17 protein-coding genes are annotated in these 18,788 nt (G+C 63.0%); 7 read left to right on the top strand and 10 right to left on the bottom strand.

The features are described from left to right. Positions 1-24: 24 nt before the first annotated feature. The 6 genes from ACFWEM_RS13505 to ACFWEM_RS13480 all read right to left on the bottom strand — a co-directional run bounded on the left by ACFWEM_RS13505 (position 25) and on the right by ACFWEM_RS13480 (position 7,761). Complete coding sequence (locus ACFWEM_RS13505) at positions 25-1,821, bottom strand: acetyl/propionyl/methylcrotonyl-CoA carboxylase subunit alpha (protein WP_378534113.1); 1,797 nt, start codon at positions 1,819-1,821, stop codon at positions 25-27. Between the two features lie 138 nt (positions 1,822-1,959). After that, entirely contained in the window at positions 1,960-3,360 is a 1,401-nt protein-coding gene (locus tag ACFWEM_RS13500) for a condensation domain-containing protein (protein WP_378534111.1), read from the bottom strand. 4 nt (positions 3,361-3,364) lie between these two features. Then, positions 3,365-3,781, bottom strand: a complete 417-nt coding sequence (locus ACFWEM_RS13495) for a SufE family protein (protein WP_317553297.1) — start codon at positions 3,779-3,781, stop codon at positions 3,365-3,367. Continuing rightward, complete coding sequence (locus ACFWEM_RS13490) at positions 3,778-4,683, bottom strand: sulfurtransferase (RefSeq protein ID WP_378447646.1); 906 nt, start codon at positions 4,681-4,683, stop codon at positions 3,778-3,780. Before ACFWEM_RS13490 ends, ACFWEM_RS13495 begins: the two co-directional genes overlap by 4 nt. Before the next feature lie 118 nt (positions 4,684-4,801). Further along, entirely contained in the window at positions 4,802-6,265 is a 1,464-nt protein-coding gene (locus ACFWEM_RS13485) for a condensation domain-containing protein (protein ID WP_378447645.1), read from the bottom strand. Further along, positions 6,265-7,761: a condensation domain-containing protein gene (locus tag ACFWEM_RS13480; RefSeq protein WP_378534108.1), complete on the bottom strand. Its 1,497-nt coding sequence runs from the start codon at positions 7,759-7,761 to the stop codon at positions 6,265-6,267. The genes ACFWEM_RS13485 and ACFWEM_RS13480 overlap by 1 nt, the downstream gene beginning before the upstream one ends. A 149-nt stretch (positions 7,762-7,910) precedes the next feature. Between ACFWEM_RS13480 and ACFWEM_RS13475 the strand changes: the two genes are divergently transcribed. Then, positions 7,911-9,608: an MFS transporter gene (locus tag ACFWEM_RS13475; RefSeq protein WP_378534106.1), complete on the top strand. Its 1,698-nt coding sequence runs from the start codon at positions 7,911-7,913 to the stop codon at positions 9,606-9,608. A 61-nt stretch (positions 9,609-9,669) separates the two neighbouring features. Further along, entirely contained in the window at positions 9,670-10,968 is a 1,299-nt protein-coding gene (locus tag ACFWEM_RS13470) for a DUF222 domain-containing protein (protein WP_378534104.1), read from the top strand. 123 nt (positions 10,969-11,091) lie between these two features. Here ACFWEM_RS13470 and ACFWEM_RS13465 read toward each other — a convergent pair whose 3' ends face one another. From ACFWEM_RS13465 to ACFWEM_RS13455, 3 genes are read right to left on the bottom strand one after another with little or no spacing between them, the layout of a single operon-like run. Next, positions 11,092-11,733, bottom strand: coding sequence for a nucleoside triphosphate pyrophosphatase (locus tag ACFWEM_RS13465; protein ID WP_007731146.1), 642 nt, complete (start codon positions 11,731-11,733; stop codon positions 11,092-11,094). An 18-nt stretch (positions 11,734-11,751) separates the two neighbouring features. Next, on the bottom strand, positions 11,752-12,093 hold the full coding sequence (locus ACFWEM_RS13460; RefSeq protein WP_378534102.1) for an acyl-CoA carboxylase subunit epsilon: 342 nt from the start codon (positions 12,091-12,093) through the stop codon (positions 11,752-11,754). Further along, positions 12,090-13,730 (bottom strand): acyl-CoA carboxylase subunit beta, encoded by a 1,641-nt coding sequence (locus ACFWEM_RS13455; RefSeq protein ID WP_003940853.1) that lies wholly within the window; start codon positions 13,728-13,730, stop codon positions 12,090-12,092. Before ACFWEM_RS13455 ends, ACFWEM_RS13460 begins: the two co-directional genes overlap by 4 nt. Positions 13,731-13,845: 115 nt before the next feature. Here ACFWEM_RS13455 and ACFWEM_RS13450 point away from each other — a divergent pair, with 115 nt between their 5' ends. From ACFWEM_RS13450 to ACFWEM_RS13430, 5 genes are all read left to right on the top strand, one after another. Further along, positions 13,846-14,700 carry a biotin--[acetyl-CoA-carboxylase] ligase gene (locus tag ACFWEM_RS13450; RefSeq protein WP_378447640.1) on the top strand — a complete coding sequence of 285 codons (855 nt, stop codon included), beginning with the start codon at positions 13,846-13,848 and terminating at the stop codon, positions 14,698-14,700. Positions 14,701-14,817: 117 nt separating this feature from the next. Continuing rightward, the gene (locus tag ACFWEM_RS13445) at positions 14,818-15,393 is read left to right on the top strand and encodes an HdeD family acid-resistance protein (RefSeq protein ID WP_378534100.1); all 576 of its coding nucleotides are present in this window, start codon (positions 14,818-14,820) and stop codon (positions 15,391-15,393) included. 74 nt (positions 15,394-15,467) lie between these two features. Continuing rightward, the gene (locus tag ACFWEM_RS13440) at positions 15,468-16,034 is read left to right on the top strand and encodes a PH domain-containing protein (protein WP_378534098.1); all 567 of its coding nucleotides are present in this window, start codon (positions 15,468-15,470) and stop codon (positions 16,032-16,034) included. 37 nt (positions 16,035-16,071) lie between these two features. Further along, complete coding sequence (locus tag ACFWEM_RS13435; RefSeq protein ID WP_003940916.1) at positions 16,072-16,752, top strand: response regulator transcription factor; 681 nt, start codon at positions 16,072-16,074, stop codon at positions 16,750-16,752. 26 nt (positions 16,753-16,778) lie between these two features. After that, positions 16,779-18,101 (top strand): HAMP domain-containing sensor histidine kinase, encoded by a 1,323-nt coding sequence (locus ACFWEM_RS13430; protein ID WP_283303545.1) that lies wholly within the window; start codon positions 16,779-16,781, stop codon positions 18,099-18,101. Between the two features lie 8 nt (positions 18,102-18,109). Here ACFWEM_RS13430 and ACFWEM_RS13425 read toward each other — a convergent pair whose 3' ends face one another. Next, on the bottom strand, positions 18,110-18,709 hold the full coding sequence (locus tag ACFWEM_RS13425; RefSeq protein WP_378534096.1) for a GtrA family protein: 600 nt from the start codon (positions 18,707-18,709) through the stop codon (positions 18,110-18,112). Positions 18,710-18,788 lie beyond the last annotated feature (79 nt).

Genomic DNA, 18,788 nt, shown 5'->3' with positions numbered 1-18,788 from the left:
GAAAGGCGCACGGGGCCGGAGGCCTTACTTCAGTTCAGCGAGAACCGTTCCCTGCGTGATTGCTGCACCCGGCTCGACGGACAGTCCGGTGACGACACCGGCCTTGTGCGCGTTGACGGGGTTTTCCATCTTCATCGCTTCGAGAACCGCGATCAGATCGCCTTCGGCGACTTCCTGGCCTTCGGTCACTGCGACCTTGACGACGGTGCCCTGCATCGGAGCGGTGACAGCGTCACCCGATGCTGCACCTCCGCCTGCGCCGCCGCGCTTGCGCGCCTTCGGCTTCTTGCGGATAGCACCGGAGGCAGCGCCGCCGCCGTTGCCGAGCGAGAACTGACCCGGGAGAGAAACCTCGACGCGACGTCCACCGACCTCGACGACGACGTTCTGACGCGGCAGAGCCTCGTCCTCGTCGTCCGCGGGAGCACCGGAACCGGCGTACGGCTCGATGGGGTTTTCCCAGTCGGTTTCGATCCACTTGGTGTAGATGTCGAACTTCTCGCCGTCACCGACGAATGCCGGGTTCTCGACGATGTGGCGGTGGAACGGGAGGACGGTCGCGAGGCCGTCGATCTCGAACTCGGCCAGGGCGCGCGAAGCCCGCTGGAGGGCTTCTTCGCGCGTGGCTCCGGTGACGATGAGCTTGGCGAGCATGGAGTCGAACTGTCCGCCGATGACGTCGCCGGCGACAACACCGGAATCGACGCGAACGCCGGGGCCCGTGGGCTCGCGGTAGACGGAGACCGGGCCGGGGGCAGGCATGAAGCCGCGTCCGGCGTCTTCACCGTTGATGCGGAACTCGAAGGAGTGTCCACGCGGGGTGGGATCTTCCTTGATGGAGAGTTCTTCGCCGTTGGCGATGAGGAACTGCTGACGCACGAGGTCGATGCCCGCGGTCTCTTCCGTGACGGGGTGCTCGACCTGGAGGCGGGTGTTGACCTCGAGGAAGGAGATGGTGTCGCCCTGAACCAGGTACTCGACCGTTCCGGCGCCGTAGTAGCCGGCTTCCTTGCAGATGGCCTTCGCGGACGCGTGGATGCGTGCGCGCTGGTCGTCCGTCAGGAAGGGGGCCGGAGCCTCTTCGACGAGCTTCTGGAAGCGACGCTGCAGCGAGCAGTCGCGGGTACCGGCGACGACGACGTTGCCGTGCTGGTCGGCGATGACCTGAGCTTCGACGTGGCGGGCCTTGTCGAGGTACTGCTCGACGAAGCACTCGCCGCGACCGAAGGCTGCGATGGCCTCACGGGTTGCCGACTCGAACAGTTCGGGGATTTCCTCGATGGTCTGCGCGACCTTCATGCCACGTCCACCGCCGCCGAAGGCAGCCTTGATCGCAACCGGTACGCCGTATTCCTTGGCGAATGCGACGACCTCGTCGGCGCCCTTGACGGGATCCTTGGTGCCGGCCGCCATCGGTGCCTTCGCACGCTCCGCGATGTGGCGAGCGGTGACCTTGTCGCCGAGGTCGCGGATGGACTGCGGCGAGGGACCGATCCAGATCAGGTTCGCGTCGATGACGGCCTGGGCGAAGTCGGCGTTCTCGGAGAGGAAACCGTAGCCGGGGTGGATGGCGTCGGCGCCGGACTTCTTGGCTGCGTCGAGGATCTTGTCGAACACGAGGTAGGACTCGGCGGACGTCTGTCCACCGAGGGCGAATGCCTCGTCTGCGAGCTTCACGAACTGCGCTTCTGCATCGGGCTCGGCGTAGACGGCAACGCTGCCGTAGCCGGCATCCTTGGCCGCCCGGATGACCCGTACCGCGATTTCACCGCGGTTCGCGACAAGCACCTTCGTAATGTGCGCGCTGGCATGACTGGGCACTGAGCCTCCTGTGGTTCGCATAGTCTGTCTCCGCGGTGTATTCCTCTGGGATTTCACCATCGGGGGATTGGCATCACTTCGGAGTGTATGCATCGCTTCGGCGCTGGTTGTAACCGGATCGCTAAAGCCCACTCCGGCTTAGGAAACGGTTTCGAAAACTACCGATGAGTAGCTGTCGGAGGTGCCGGTGTCCGGTTCGGTGACGATTTCTTCGACGGTCCGGCGCAGTGCGGCCACGTAGGCGTGGACCGCGGCATTCGCCGTCTCGTTGCCTGGGTACCTGACTGCGAGGTTGAGGCCCTGGGGTGTGCGGTTGATCCAGATGTAGACGTCGTGTGTGTATGCCTTGCTTCGGAGTGCTCTGGCGTTCCATTCGGGCCACTGTGCGGCCTCGGGTACAAAGCGAACGTCCATGTAGGACACCACGAATCGCGGTCGGATGGGCGTTCCGAGGTGCTCGCCGATCCGATCGAACGGGACAGCGGCGGCAGGCTTGACCGAAGCGATCGAGTCGGCGGCGCGCTTCGCGAGGTCGCCGAACGAACAGTTCGATCCGACCACGAACTCGACTGGGCACAGTCCGACGAACCATCCGAGCGCACCCGCCCATTCCTGGGCGCTACGGGTGTGAACCGGCGTCACGACCTCGAATCGATCGGCTGCCGCGACTTCGCGACCCACGGCGGCAAGGCCGCCGAGCAGTCCGGCGAAATACCCCACGCCAGAGGCTGCGCACGTAGAACTGAAGGCCTTGGACTGGTCGGCGTCGAGAAGCCAGGTCGACAAGCCGTTCTGAGATTCGTTTCCACGTTCACCGATCGGTAGCGGGAACTGGGGTAATCCGTCACTGCCGAGCGCGCCGCGCCAGATCTCGACCGCAGCCTTTTCGGCCTCCATATCGGCCATCTGCTCGCGTTCGACGGCACCGAAATCGACGTAGCTGCCCACGGGGAACAGATTCGCCGCACTGCCGGTCGCCGCCTCGCGGTACAGCGCTGCGATCTCGTGAGCGACGAGCACGATGGAAAACCCGTCGATGATCGAATGGTCCGCTGCGAAGAACACGGTGAACGGACCGTCGCCACCGCGCGGCGTCAACGTCGCGAAGACGTACGACGGCCAACTGTGCGGCGACGCGTAGTCGTCGAAGAGGCGGTGAAGGTGATCGAAGTTGTCCTGGCTGGACGCGTCGTAGCCGTGGCTGACGACCCCGATGTCGATGCCGCCGATCGGGACGGTGTGCCGCGTGATCTCGCCGCTCGAGGGTTCGAGGACGGTATGCGAGCGCAGAACTTCATGACGGTCGATCCACCGGCCGAGTGCAACTCGGAAGGCGTCGACGTCGAGCGGGCCGGAAATCTCGAAAGCTGTTCCCAGCCAAGACTTGTCGCCTGCGCCGGCAGCGGAACGGTTGAGATGTGCCTCGTGAATGTAGGAGACGGGCCGCGGATCCGGAACCCAGGGCCCGGTTGCGCACGGCAACCATTCGACGAGTGCGCCGGCCGGAATCGCATAGTCGGCCAGTTCGGTGAACTCCATGTTTTCAGCCCCGCAAGTGCCGCTTGATGCGCGCGAGCATGGCCGACATTCCGCGCAGACGGAGCGGGCTCACGGCTTCTGCGAGACCGAGTGCCGAATAGAAGTCGTCGGGTACACCGAGGATCTCGTCGGCGCTGTGACCGTCGAGCCCCTGCGCGAGGATCGATGCGAAACCACGCGTGGTGGGAGCCTCGGGGGGAGCGCTGAAGTACAGGCGAACGTTGTCGCGGTCCGAATCGTCGACCGAGAGGAACAGCGGCGACTGGCATTCGGGGACCGGCTCCATCGCGCTCTGTTCGAGCTCCGCCGGCAACGGCGGCAGTTCTCGGCTGAACTCGAGGAGAAGGGTGAGCTTGTCCGAGGCTCCGACGGCTGCGAAGTCTTCGACGATCTCGGCCAGAGCCGAAGGTAGAGCGCTCATGACGCCGATACGGAGGAAGGAACGGCGCCGGGCTCTTCGCCCTGGACGATCGGGACGCGCACGGCATTGCCCCACTCGGTCCATGAACCGTCGTAGTTGCGAACGTTCGGGTAGCCGAGAAGGTGGGTCAACACGAACCAGGTGTGACTGGAACGCTCACCGATGCGGCAGTACGCGACGATGTCGTCGTCGGCCGACAGGTCGCCGTAGATCTCGCCGAGTTCCGTGCGGGTGCGGAAGCGGCTGTCCGGGGCCGCTGCCTTCGCCCAGGGAATGCTGAGAGCGCTGGGGATGTGTCCGCCGCGCAACGCACCCTCTTCGGGGTAGTCGGGCATGTGGGTGCGCTCGCCGGTGTACTCCTGCGGAGATCGCACGTCGATGAGCGGCCCGTCGCCCAAGTGTGCGAGAACGTCGTCCTTGAATGCGCGAATGGGAGCGTCGTTGCGCTCGACGACCGGGTAATCGGTCGACGTGATTTCGGGAACGTCGAAAGCGGTGTCGCGGTTCTCGGCGATCCACGCGTCGCGGCCACCGTCGAGCAGGCGGACGTCCTCGTGGCCGAACAGGGTGAAGACCCACAGTGCGTACGCGGCCCACCAGTTGCTCTTGTCGCCGTAGATGACCACGGTGTCGTCGCGGCTGATGCCCTTGCGGTTCATCAACTCCGCGAACTTTGCGCCGTCGATGTAGTCGCGGGTGACCGGATCGTTGAGGTCGAGATGCCAGTCGATCTTGACGGCACCGGGGATGTGGCCGACGTCGTACAACAACACGTCTTCATCGGATTCGACGACCTTGAGACCCGGCGCGCCGAGATTCGCCGAGAGCCATTCCGTCGAGACCAACCGGTCGGGATGCGCGAACTCGGCAAACGCGGTGGAGGGATCGGGGGCAACGGGCACGGGCGTACTCCTGAAGACGAATCGTTCGGTTCGAACACGGACTTGATCGATTCTATGCGCTGTGCGCAAGGCGAGACGCCTGGAAGCAGGTTCTGCCTGCTCGTACCCGTTGCCGAAACTAAATTCTCGGTGTTCCTGCTCCGACGCTCGAATCTCTCAATTGTTCGGTGACACTTCCGATCGGCGTCACGCCCCGGGCGCAGACCTCTCTCAGAATCCGGTCGAGCTCGGTGAGGAAATTCACCATGGTTTCGTTTGCGGTGTCGGTGTCCGGGAAGCGAGAGCGCAGCGAGAGACCGCGGTTCGTCCGCGAAATCCAGAACTGGGCATCGTCGGCGACCGTCACGTTGCTGATGTGATGAGCGTTGAGGAGATCGTGATCGTCGGTGCCGGGCAGTTTGCGGTAGTCGATGTACGACACCATGAAGACGTCGGTACGCGTGCGTCGAATCTTGTCGCCCAAAGCATCTCGAACCTGAGCCATGGTGACGCCTTCGAGCGTCAACGCAACCCGGAACGACGCGTGCGTATGCGCAAGGGATGCACCGAAATCCGCATCGGGAGTGATCTGCACCGTGATCGGCGCACTCGTGGTGAGCCAACCGATCGCGTCGGCCCATCGCGGATCTTTGCGGATGTGCAGTGGGAATTGCAGCGGAAGTGTCGACTGTCCAGTGTACGAGTGAACGGAAAGGCCCATCGCAGTGAGGATTCCGGTGAAAACGCTACCGCCGGCGGAGAGGCAGATCTCGTCGAACGTCGCCGTCAATTCCTCGTCGAGCAGCACGCGCACATCGGCGCCCTGCGGCGCGGGCTTTCCTCCTTCGACGCCGAGATCCAAGGGGAAACTCGGCGAGGTGCCGCCGCAGATCTCGTAGAACCTGGCCCACTCGCGGATTCGGGGGTCGTTGTCGACGGGAAGCAGAGCGTCGGCCTCCAATTCGCAGTACCGCACGAAACTTCCCGGGTCACCCAGCCGGTTCATCACTGCGTCGACGGCCTCGCGGTCGCCGAGTTCGGGGAGGACGATCAGTCCCTCGTAGATCTGTCGCAGTTCCCCGAGGGCGATGACCAACGAATAACCGTCGACGAGTGTGTGATCGAACGCGCTCAGAACCGTGTAGTGCTCTTCGCGTTCGACCGTGGCAAACGTGTAGGCAGGGAAGGTCAGAGGATCGCACACCGTCGTGAATCGCTTCTTGAGGTGCGCTCGTAGGTCTTCGGTGGAATCGAATTTCAGAGGCTCGGAAGTCTCGATGTGTGTGCCGTCAGGGTCGAGTCCCATTCGGGTGGTGGTGAACTCGCCCACCTCGAATCCCGTGTGCAGCGTGTCATGGCGACTGATGAACAGGCGCAGTGCGAGATCGAGTGCCGGCCGATTCAGCTCGCCGGGAAGGTCGAATGCGGCTGCCATCCACACACTCCGGCCCATGCCGTGTGTTCGCGCAGTTTCGAGATGAAAATGCTGGTTGTACGACGGTGGTACCTCCGACTCCGTGACGGCGCCGTCAGCGGGTTGGAGCGACCATTCGGTGACGATTCCGGGCTCGAGTCCGTATCGATCGATCGAGGTGACATGCATCAGGACACTCCCTCTGGTGCGGAGAACGAGTAGTCGCCCTGAGCTGCAACAGTTTTGATGATGTTGGAGACGTGCTCGGCGAAGCGGGTGGCCGACTCGTGGGCAATGGGGGTGTCGGGGTGTGACACGGCGATCCACGTACCGGTGTGCATCCGGTTGATCCACATCGACGCGATCTGAGTCTCTTTGCCGCCGACGATTCCCGTAGCCTTCGTCTCGACGTAACTGTATGGATCCGGCATGCGTCGACCGTCGATGTACGAGACGATCGGCGGCGGCGTGAGCGTTTTCGACAGTCCGCCGGGTGCTGAGGAGTTCTCGTCCGACATGCTGGAGAGAACGAGATCGATGACCTGCTGAACGGAAACGTCCAGCAGCGCTTTGCCGTCGTGGTAACCCTGCTGTCCGACTTTCGCCAATTCGGTGAAACGTCGTTTGTCGTCGACGTCGATGCCGACGGGGATCAGATTGATGTACCAACCCTGCGCAAACGAGTCGGCCTCGGTTCGCGTGCTGACCGGCGAGAGAGCGATGTACTTGTCGCGCCCGGCCAGTTCGAATTCCGCGATCGCGAGAGCGGTGAAAATTCCGCCGATGAAGTTGGCGCCGTTGGCTTTACAAATCGCGCCGAATTTTTCGCACTCGGTGTCGTCGGCCAGGTCGAATCGCGAACCGATAGCCGGTTTGGGGGCGTCCTCGGCCCCGAGTGGGAGGGGAAATCCGGGAAACGAGCCGCCGCTGCGCATGAGGTAACCGAGCCACTGGTGTACTTCGGGTGACTGCATCGTCAGCTCGGTTGTCCGTGCTTGCTCGACTCGGCCGAACTGCGCGTAACTTCCCGCAGGGCCTAGCTCGGGATGTGTCCCGGTCGTTTCCGCTGCATACAGCTGACGCAATTCTGCGTACATCAGGACCATCGAGTTCATGTCCGAGTGAGCGTGGTCGACGGCGTGAAACAGGGTGAAACTCGGCTCGGCTTCCGTGTGCGTGTGATCGTGCTCGACGGCGCCGAAAACGAATGCCGGCCACTGCAGCGCGCTGGTTTCCGTGGCGAATTTGGTGGCGACGAGCGCGCGAATCGCCTCGGCTTCGGAGACGTCGTCGCCGATGCGGTACTCGAGTTCGATGCTCTCGACCGGCACGACGTGTCGACGGACCTCGAACGAGGTGTCTGCTGCGTCGGTGGTGGCCTCGTCGAAGGAGAACCAGCTGTGCAGTGTGTCGTGTCGTCGGACGTATCGCTGCAGGGCTCGCGTCATGGCGTCGCGGTCGAGGGTTCCGGCGAAATCGAAGGCGATACCGATCCACGGAGACTGAGGATCGCCCTTTTCTGCTGTGACGCGGGCGCGTCGCAGGTGGCGATCCTGCATCGTGGTCGGGGGTAGTTCTCGGTCGATCTCGGCTTCGGCGGCTCGCTGAGCGGAAGCATGCGTGACGCCCCATTCGATTACCCGTCCAGGAAGCGGGTGCCAATGGGTGATCAAGTTCAGATCCATCGAGTAGAACTCCTGCGTGTGTCGTCGAGAAGCCTGCTCTGAAAATGGGCAGACGACGAACTATCCCATCTGCGGGACTGAATTGTCCGAAATACTACAATCTAAACAAGAACAGGTTCTAGAAGGGTCGTGTCGATTAGGATCATTCGGTGCTTCCGGACCCTTTAGGTGACGCTGTCGGCGCCGACCACAAGGGCGGACGGCGATCAACTTCTCTGACGCCCTGGCTCGGTTTGGCCACGAGTCTGGCGGCGGCGTTCATGCAGTTGCTCGACGCAACCATCGTCAATGTCGCGCTACCGAGCATCGCCGTCGATCTTCAAGCCGGCGTCTCAGCGCAGTTGCTCATGGTCAGTGTGTACATCCTGGCCTTCGCGTGTTCCTTGATCACCGCGGCCCGGCTGGGGGACCTGTTCGGTCGCAGGGTTGTGTTTCTGACCGCCCTGTCCGTATTCGTCGCAGCCTCGTTGCTGTGCGGGCTTGCTCAGAGCGCGACGATGTTAATCGTCTTCCGCGGCCTGCAAGGGCTGGCGGCCGGTTCGATGTCGGCGCAGACGTTTGCCATCATCTCGGGTCTGTTCCCGAAGGCGAGGCATCCGCGGGTGTTCGGGATCTACGGAGCGACGATAGGGCTGGCAACGGTCAGTGGACCCCTCGTCGGCGGGCTGCTCATCGAATGGAATCTCTTCGACTGGGGTTGGCGCCTGATCTTTTTCGTCAACGTCCCCATCGGTATCGCCGCCTTGATCCTCGGGTTCTTCCATCTCGTCGATGCTCGCGCCGAGCATGTGCGCTCACTGGACCTCATCGGCGCCGCACTGTCATCACTGGCGCTGTTCCTGCTGATCCTTCCCCTGGCCGAGGGAAGGGCGCGCGGATGGCCCACAGGTCTTGTCGTAATGCTCGCGATGTCGGTGCCGGTGGCAGTGGCGTTTGTGCTCTACGAATCGCGTTTGGCGAAACGAGGCGGCGATCCCGTCCTTCGTCTCGAGCTTTTCCGCGACCGAGCCTTCACAATCGGTGCGAGTCTTGCCTTCGTGTTCTTCGGGACCTTGACTTCGCTGATCTTCACCATCAGCCTCACGCTGCAGTTCGGATTCGGATTCTCCGCGCTGAGGGCGGGCGTGATGACGCTGCCGTGGGCTGTCGGCATGGGTGTGGCGGCAGTTCTCTCGTCGGCGGTGTACCGGATGCTCGGAAACCGTGTCCTGATTCTGGGGATGGTGGTTTTTGCCGGTTCGCTGATCGCATTGTCGGTGATCCTCGAACACGAGGGAACTGATCCGCGCTGGCTGGCGCTCGCCGGGCCACTGCTTCTGGGAGGCGCTGGGCTGGGACTGTTCGTGGCACCTCTGCAAACCGCGATTCTCTCGACGGTCGAGCCGGCGCACGCAGGTTCGGTGTCCGGGCTTCTCCCGACCGTTCAGCAGGTCGGTAGCTCCATCGGACTGGCATTGATCGGCGTGGTGTTCTTCTCGCTCGTGGCAGGGCAGGCTCCGCAAGCGGTGCAGGGGGAGCGGCCTGAATACGTTGCACACCTCGAAGCGGCCGGTGTGGCCCCTGGTCTCGTCGACATCGCAGAAAAGGCCTTTGTCGATTGTGCGACAAGTCAATTGGCATCGGGAACACCGATGGAGGTGGCGCCGCAATGTCGCCGCGACGGTTCCGCTGGTGCCGGGGGTCAATCCGTTCAGGTGGCAGTTGATGCCGCGTACGCATCCACTCGGGCCGCTGCCGGCGAAGCGTTTCTCGAAGCTCAGCGCCGTGTACTCGCGATCATTGCAGCAATTGCGCTCGGCATCGGGTTGGCGTCGACTGCCCTACCTCGGGTCAATTCGCCAGTCTGAGAATTGCCCTTGACTCGAACGGGTGTTCGAGTACCCTGTGTGTAGGGGATCGGGGGATTCTATGAGTGTCTATCTGTCGGACGTGGTGTCTGGCTCGGCGGTGGGGTTACGCGGACGCCTGTGGCGATTGTCTGCCGCCGAGTTACGGGCTGCTGCTGTCGAGGCGAGTGCGGAGATTCTTCGCCTGGAAGCGGTGCGGGTGGCGGTGGTGGACGAACTGGCGATGCGTCCGGATGATCAGGTGATCGCGTCCCGCGGGGTGGGTGCGTGGTTGGCGGCGAACACGATGCTGCAGGTTCGGGACGGGAAGAAGATCGCCGCGCTGGGTGCAGCGCTGCGCGCGTTTCCGGCCGTGGCGGCAGGCTTCGATGATGGGGACTGCTCGTTCGATCACGCCGTCTTGATCGTCGCGTTCTGTGAGTCCCCGCCGAAGGGGATGCCGGAGGAGGCGTTACCTCGCTGCATCGATTTGTTGTTGGCGGCTGCGTCGGGTGTGGAGGCGACGACGACGAAGGTGCGGCATGTCATCGCGACGTTGGAGCGGGTGTTCGAATCGGATGAGATTCCGCCGGCCGAAGACGTGGATCGGAACGAGCTCCGGATCGCCTCGACGCTGAATGGTCGGGTGGTGGTGCGCGGTGATTTCGACGCTCTCACCGGCGAAATGTTGCTGTCGGCGTTGTCGAATCTGACGATGCCGACCCCGGCGCCCGATGGAACGCCGGATGCTCGGTCGGCGGCGAAGCGGACGGCAGACGGGTTCACTGAACTGATCCGCCGGTATCTGGACTGCGCCAAGACCGGTACCGATGGTGGTCAACGTCCGCACATGAACGTGCACATCAACGCCCGTGATCTGGCTGAGCATCGGGACTGCGCCGCTACGCCTTCTGATGGTGAAGAGTCTCGGTCGGATCTTGATGTCGGGCACATGCCATGGCTCGGACCACTGTCGGTCTCGCAGACGAGGCTTCTCGGCTGTGATTGTTTCCTGTCGACTGTATTGCTCGATGATCACGGGGCGCCGTTGGATGCGAAACCCGGAAAACGGTTGGTCAGCGCGGAACAGAGGGTGGCGTTGATCGCCCGCGACAAGGGCTGCGCGTTCCCGGGGTGTTCATGCGTACCGGCGTGGACGGATGCGCACCATATCCGGCATTGGGCGAACGGCGGTCCGACGGTGATGAACAACCTTGTGCTGCTGTGCCGTTCGCATCACCGGCTGATGCACCGCAAAGCGGGGTTCGTCGGAAAATGGGAAATCAGAATGGGTGTCGACAACAAACCGTGGTTCATCCCGCCGCCCTCGATCGACCCGCAGCAGCACCCCAGGCCGGCGAACACCACCTTCAAAACCTGAAGACGCAAACCTCTACGGAGACAACAAAAAGACCAGCTTCGCATCGGCATGGACCCGATGCGGGGCTGGTCAGTGGTGCTTGGAGAAAACGTGCTTGGGGAAAACGGGCTTGGAGAAAACGCGTCAGAAGATGCTCTGCGTGCGCCAGAGATCCGAGACGGAAACTCCAACGCGCTCGAGAAGCGTTCGCACCAAAGGCAATCCGATACCGATGACACTCGAGGGATCGCCCTCGATCCTCTCCACGAACCAGCCGCCGAGACTGTCGAGGGTGAATGCTCCGGCAACTTGGAGCGGCTCGCCCGTTGCCAGGTATGCCTCGAGATCCTCGGTGGAAGGTTGCGCAAAATGAACGACCGTTGCGCTGTGATCCGAGGCCATGCGAACGATGCGGCCGTCGGCCACGCGCAGGACACAGTGCCCGGTCAAGAGGGTGGCGCTGCGACCGGCCATTGCAGCCCATCGCTTTCGGGCGATATCGACGCTGCCCGGCTTACCTTGAAGCTGCCCGTCGATCAGGAGCATCGAATCGCACCCGACAACCACGACGTCGGTGAGATTGTCGGCGGCGAGGCCGGGGACGATTTCGGCGGCCTTGGCTTCGGCCAACACCGTCACGACTTTTTCGGGAGCGGCGTCGGGGCCGAGGTTGTCGGCAATCTTGTCCTCGTCGACACCGGAGACACGGACAAGCGGCGAAACCCCGGCCGCCCGCAGAACTGCGAGGCGAGCCGGGGACGCTGAAGCTAGAACCAGTTGAGTCACGTCAGCAGATACTGATTGTCAGCTGCGACGGATCGCGGGGTTCAGGTACGCGTACGGCGAGAACGGCGCACGCGTGCGGTGGAACTGAGTCGGATCGCCCCAGGTCTCCGCGGGAACATTGGACTCGGGAGCCTGACCGCTGCCGGCAGCTGCAGCAAGCACGCTGACCAGTGCCGCGATCTCGACGTCGGTGGGCGAACCCTTGACGATCTTGATGACCGACGCGTCGGAGGTCGACGTCTCGGTCAGCTCGGTGAGCGGGACGTCCGTCGCGCTTCCCTCGACGACTGCACCGTTGGTCGGTGCAGTCTCCGCCAGTGCGACATCTTCGCTGAGAATGTCCTCGGTGGTTGCGGTCATAGGGGAATGTTCCCATGCTTCTTGGGCGGAAGGGAAACGGCCTTGCGCTCGAGCAGTCGCAATGCGGAGACGATTTGTCCGCGGGTGTGCGACGGAGGAATGACTGCGTCGACGTATCCGCGCTCAGCGGCGACGTACGGGTTGACGAGTGTGTCCTCGTACTCGTTCTGCAGCTTGAGGCGCAATGCATCGACGTCTTCGCCGTTCTTGGCGGCTTCGAGAAGCTGCTTGCGGTAGACGAATCCGACTGCTCCGGATGCACCCATGACGGCGATCTGAGCGGTGGGCCATGCCAGGTTGACGTCGGCGCCCATGTGCTTGGAGCCCATGACGTCGTACGCTCCGCCGTACGCCTTGCGGGTGATGACCGTGATCTTGCCGACCGTTGCTTCGCCGTACGCGTAGAGGAGCTTCGCGCCGCGGCGGATGATGCCGTTGTATTCCTGCTCGGTTCCGGGGAGGAAGCCGGGAACGTCGACGAGGGTGATGATCGGGACGTTGAACGCGTCGCAGGTGCGCACGAAGCGAGCGGCCTTCTCGGACGCATCGATGTCCAGGCAGCCGGCGAACTGGGTGGGCTGGTTGGCGACAATGCCGACCGAGCGTCCGTCGACGCGACCGAAACCGACGATGATGTTCATCGCGCGCTCGGCCTGGACCTCGAGGAACTCGTCGTCGTCGAGAATGCGACGGATGACCTCGTGCATGTCGTACGGCTGGTTGGCCGAATCCGGGATGAGGGTGTCGAGTTCGATGTCCTCGGCGGTCAGGCTGTCTTCGATCGAACCGACGATGGGGTCGGTGATCTCGCCGCGGGGAGCTGCTGCCTGGTTGTTGGACGGCAGGTAGCTGAGCAGGTCCTTGACGTAGTCGAGTGCGTCCTGCTCGCCGGAAGCGACGTAGTGGGCGACACCGGACTTGACCATGTGGGTGCGAGCACCGCCGAGGTCTTCCATCGTGACGTCTTCACCGGTGACCGTCTTGATGACGTCGGGGCCGGTGACGAACATCTGGGAGGTCTCGTCGACCATCACGACGAAGTCGGTCAGCGCGGGGGAGTAGACGTGGCCGCCGGCGGCGGGTCCCATGATCAGTGAGATCTGGGGGATGACACCCGAGGCCTGGACGTTGCGGTGGAAGATCTCGCCGTAGAGGCCGAGCGAGACGACGCCTTCCTGGATGCGCGCGCCTGCACCTTCGTTGATGCCGACGAGGGGGCGACCGGTGCGGATCGCGAGGTCCATGACCTTGACGATCTTCTCACCGTAGATTTCGCCGAGCGATCCGCCGAAGACGGTGGCGTCCTGTGAGAAGACACAGACGTCGCGGCCGTCGATGGTGCCGTAACCGGTGACGACGCCGTCGCCGACCGGGCGGTTGTCAGCGAGGCCGAAGTTCACACTTCGGTGCCGTGCCAGTGCGTCGAGTTCGACGAAGGAGCCCTCGTCGAGGAGGGCGGTGATGCGCTCGCGGGCGGTCAGCTTGCCTTTGGCGTGCACCTTGTCGATGGCGGCTTCGCCGCTCGGTGCCTGCGCCTGGGCTTGGCGATTCCGCAGGTCCGCGAGCTTTCCCGCGGTCGTGTGGATATCGGGTGCGGCCGCCGCCTCCGGCGCGTTCGGCTCTTGGACAGTGGTCATGGACGTGAGCTTAACGAGAGTGTGTGGGGGGCTTCGAAGGCAGGTCCGATTGTCGCGGTTTCGCGGGCTCAAGCTACTGACCAGTACATTCTCGCCGTCGTCATAGGCTGGGGCTATGTGGACCGACTTGAACCGACCGCCCCTCGACGGCAATGCCCTACGCCGCGCACTCGTGCGCAGCGACAACGACGACGCGCGCGTTTTCTGGAACCGCCTCGACGTGGTCGCGGAGACCGGTTCGACGAACGCGGATCTCCTTGCGCGAGCGGCAGATCCGGATGCCGACCGTCATGTTCTGATCGCCGAATATCAGGCGAGTGCGCGCGGCCGGCATTCGCGCACTTGGGTGAGTCCGCCGCAAGCGCAGATCTCGATGTCGGTTCTGTTGTCGATGCCCGGAATGAATCTCGCAGACATGGGCTGGCTCCCGCTGCTGTCGGGAATCGCGGTCGTCGATGCATTGCGCAACGTGGCGGAAGTGCCCGCAGAACTCAAGTGGCCGAACGACGTTCTCATCGGTGACAAGAAGGTGGCTGGAATTCTGGCCGAGGTGGCAAGGACGGCGCCCGATCCCGCGGTGGTGGTGGGCATCGGACTGAACGTGAGCTTGGGTGTCGAGGAACTGCCCGTCCCGACCGCCACATCGCTCCTGATCGAAGAAGCATCGACCGTCGACCGCGACACCCTCGTTCGAGCAATCGCACGCGAGTTGGCGACTCAATTCCGTGCTTGGGAATCATCGAAATGGGATACATCTGTGTTGGCTGCCGAGTACCGGCAGCGCTGCGGGACGCTGGGTAAACGAGTCCGCGCGGTTTTGCCGGGCGACAAGGAGGTGTTCGGTATCGCGACCGACGTCGACACTTCCGGCCGCGTCGTCATCGAAATCGAGGGAGCAGAAGGAGAGACCTTTGCGGTCGCAGCGGGTGACATCACACACCTTCGGGCCGCCCCGGTAACCGAATCGTGAGCCTTGCCGGATTTTCTGGCACCAAAGTGCTAATTTTTGGCCCGGACCTGTTTCGAACCAACCGTCCGTCCTTCATTTCACTCGACTGCGGGATCTACTTAGCTGCCTAGGGGCGTCATGACCACACCGATCGTTGTTCCGACCGAAGCCGAGACGGCCGAGAGCGCCCGCCGCGTACTCACCGGCGTGACGGTGTTGCTCGGTGTCCTCACATTGGGCCTGGGTATCGCGGTACTCGCGTGGCCGGATGCCACCCTGTTCGTGGTGGCGGTTGTCATCGCGATTCAGCTGTTCGGATTCGGACTCGTCCAGATCATTCGTTCGTTCGCAGACGCGACGGCTACGGGTGGAACCCGGACGTTGGTCGCGATCTCCGGAGCGTTGGCAGTGCTCCTCGGATTCCTCGTTCTCCGAAGCCCTTTGCAGACCGTGGTCCTGATCGCATTGGTGATCGGCGCGTGGTGGGTATTCCGAGGCGTGCTCGACCTGGTCGATGCGGCATCCGGTCACACGGTCGATCGCGGTCTGTCGATCGTGCTCGGAGTCATCAGCATCGTCGCCGGCGCAATCGTCCTGTTGCAGCCGGAACTTTCACTCGACGTTTTCCGCATCGTGGTCGGTGTGTGGATGGTGCTGTACGGCATCATCATCGTCGTGACCCCGCTGGTGCTGCGAAAGATCGCGCAGCCCTGAGCGTCCGCCCGAAAGTCGGTGTGCCTGAAAGTCGGTGTGCCTGAAAGTCGGTGCGGGATGGCAGACTTCCCGTCATGGGATATCCCGAAGACGCCCTCGCTCAGGACGAGGAACTGATACTGCATCGCCATCCTCATTGGAAGATGTTGGTGCTTCCGGCGCTGACGTTCGTGCTTGCCACGGCCGTCGCCGGGTTCTTGTTGGGCCTCGCTCAGACGAGATTGGACGGCACGGCTCGGGCCGTGTCGTCCATCGCCGTCGGAATCGTCTGGCTCGCCGTCGTGGCGTGGAGATCGATTGCGCCGTTCACGGTCTGGAAGTTCACGCATTTCATCGTCACCGATCGGCGTGTACTCATCCGCCACGGAGTGCTCACGCACACCGGTATCGACATTCCCATGGGGCGGATAAGCAATGTTCAGTTCCGCCACGGCCTGATCGATCGAATGCTCAAGACCGGAACTCTGGTCATCGCTTCTGCCAGTGACGATCCGCTCGAGTTCGACGACATCCCGGATGTCGAGCACGTTCACGCCCTGCTGTATCACCAGGTTTTCGATTCCACACAGCAGTCGCCACCGCCTCCGCCACAGCGGCCGCCAGGTGAAAACGACGACCCGAACGATCGAAATGGCTGGTAATCAACGTGCAAAGGCGTGTTGTCCGTAGTCTGTTCGTGTGACTGCCGTATTGCTAGCCGAAGACGACGAGGCCATTGCTGCACCCCTCTCCCGCGCATTGGGGCGTGAAGGGTATTCGGTGACGGTCGAACCGACCGGACCCGCTGCGTTGCAGCAGGCGCTCGAAGGTGATTTCGATCTGCTGATTCTCGATCTCGGCCTTCCCGGTATGGACGGCCTCGAAGTGTGTCGACAGATTCGTGCGCATCGCACCTCGCTCGCCGTGCTGATGCTGACCGCCAGGACCGACGAAGTCGACTTCGTGGTCGGCCTGGACGCCGGCGCTGACGACTACGTCAGTAAGCCGTTTCGTCTCGCCGAGTTGATGGCACGCGTGCGAGCACTCTTGCGTCGCCACGGTGGCCGCGAGGACACGATCGTCGAGGTCGGTGGCATCAGGCTCGAGCCGGCGGCGCGTCGCGTACTCGTCAACGGCTCCGAAATCGCCTTGGCTAACAAGGAATACGAACTTCTGCGAGTCCTCCTCGAGCATGCCGGGGAAGTAGTCTCGCGCGATACGATCCTTCGCGAGGTGTGGGGCGACGTCGAGCTACGTGGATCGAAGACACTCGACATGCACATGTCGTGGTTGCGCCGAAAGATCGGTGACGAAGGCCCGGCCGTGGAACGCAGAATCGCCACCGTCCGCGGTGTCGGTTTCCGAATCAACACCGATTAGCTTCTCGAGAATCAGGAACTGCCGGCATGCGGCGTCGCATATTGCAGTCGATTCTCGCTGTCGTGATCATGACGGCGTTGCTGCTGGGGGTTCCGCTGATCTACACGGCGTGGCTCTGGGTGGAGGACGTCACGCGGAGTGATCTCCGGGTGCGACTCGACCGGATGGCCGCCGAGGTCATTGCGCAAGAAGGGACCAACGGACTCGTCGAAGGTGCGTTGAACACCGATTCGCTCAAGGTCCTCACTCCCAACGACGGGCGCCTGGTTGTCGTGTATCCGACTGCCGTCGACGGCGCCGCGCGTGTCGACGTCGGCGAGGCGACGGTCAAGAACGCGCTCGTCGAATCGCTCGCGATGGGCACCTCCGGCTCGTTGCGCCTCGAGGTGCCGTCGGAGAACCTGCGCACCCAGCAGAAGCAGGCGGTGATGGCGGTCGGCGTACTCGTCCTTCTGTCCATCACGGCAGGCACCGTGGTCGCCGTGGTCACTGCGCGTCGGCTTGCCGATCCGCTGCAGGACGTGGCCGACCGGGCGGCGCGCCTCGCCGAAGGTGACTTCCGTCCAGATCCTCGTCGGCACGACATCCCCGAACTCGACCGCGTTTCCGACGTCCTCGACGCGGCAACCGTGGAGATCTCCGTGCGACTGCAACGAGAGCGCGCGCTGGTCGCGGACGTCTCGCATCAACTGCGCAGTCGACTGACCGCGGTGCGGCTGCGCCTGGACGAGTTGTCCGTTCACGAAGATCCTGACGTCGTGAACGAGGCAGAGGAAGCCATGGCTCAAGTCGACAGGCTCACCGACGGAATCGACGATCTGATTCGCTCGTCGCGTACCAGCGGGTCATCGGCGAGTTTGGTCTCGGTAGTCGGCGAGCTGGAACAGGTGACCCGCGACTGGCAGGCTCAGTTCGACGGAGAGGGGCGCAGGCTCCGCCTACGAGGGGACCGCACGGTGATGGCCGCGACCACCGGTTCGCGTCTGCGTGAAGCTGTTTCCGTTCTGGTCGACAACTCGTTCGAACACGGTGAAGGCACATGCACGGTGTCTGTCCGATTGATCGACGGTGCAGGGCGCAGTTCGTCTCGTCGTGACTCGATGGTGTGCGTCGAGGTCACCGACGAGGGCGCCGGCGTGGAGAACGATCTTGCGCCCCATATCTTCGACAGAGGATTCTCGGGGGCCGGGTCCACCGGCGTCGGGTTGGCGCTCGCACGCGCTCTGATCGAAGCCGACGGGGGGCGATTGGAACTGCAGCGGCGTAAGCCTGCCCTGTTCGCGGTCTTCCTGCCGGTGGCCAATACTGCGCCACCCGCGGACGTCGTTCCGCACCGCGAACCGCGTTGACCGAAAACTCAGGAGTGTCCGAGTTCCTCTTCGGCATCCGGAATTACCGGGTCAGGCGCGGTGGTTTCCGATAGCGCTGTGGTTCCGGACAATCCTGTGGTGTCGGATAGTTCGAGCGGTTCGGGATTCTCGTCGGGAAACACGAACTTGCGGAACGCCCAGAATCGGAACGCCATCTGCAGCAGGTTGCCGATGACGTATGCACTGATGAAGTCGGCAATGTTCTCCGTCGCCAAGCTCACTTCGGGTACGCGCAGGTTGAAGACGTAGCTGGAGATGTACAGCGGGATGAAACTGATGACCACACCGATGGCGCTGATGATGAAGAACAGCGCAGCTTCGTGCGCTGGTTCACGGCCACCACGGTTCTTGAACGACCACTCCCGGTTGAGAATGTACGACGCGATGACCGCGACGACGCCGGCGATGATCTTGGCCGTGATCGGCTTGGATTCGAGGATCGACAGCTTGAGTGTGTAGAAGATGCCGGAGTCGATCAGGAAGGTCGTGCCGCCGACGATCGCGAATTTGATCAGCTCGCTGTGACGCAGAGCGATGTCACGAAACGGTTGGGGTATGCGGGCAATGACCCCGTCGACAAATGGCACAACATATGAGTTTACGAAACGAAACCGCGTTACCACCAATTTGCCGCGGAATCATCAGCAGAATCACAGATTGGGAACG

The sequence above is a fragment of the Rhodococcus sp. NPDC060176 genome (assembly GCF_042728675.1).
In the GTDB taxonomy this organism is placed as follows: Bacteria; Actinomycetota; Actinomycetes; order Mycobacteriales; family Mycobacteriaceae; genus Rhodococcus_F.
The sequence above is the reverse complement of the archived record's forward strand: the minus strand, read 5'-3'. Positions and strand labels throughout refer to the sequence as shown.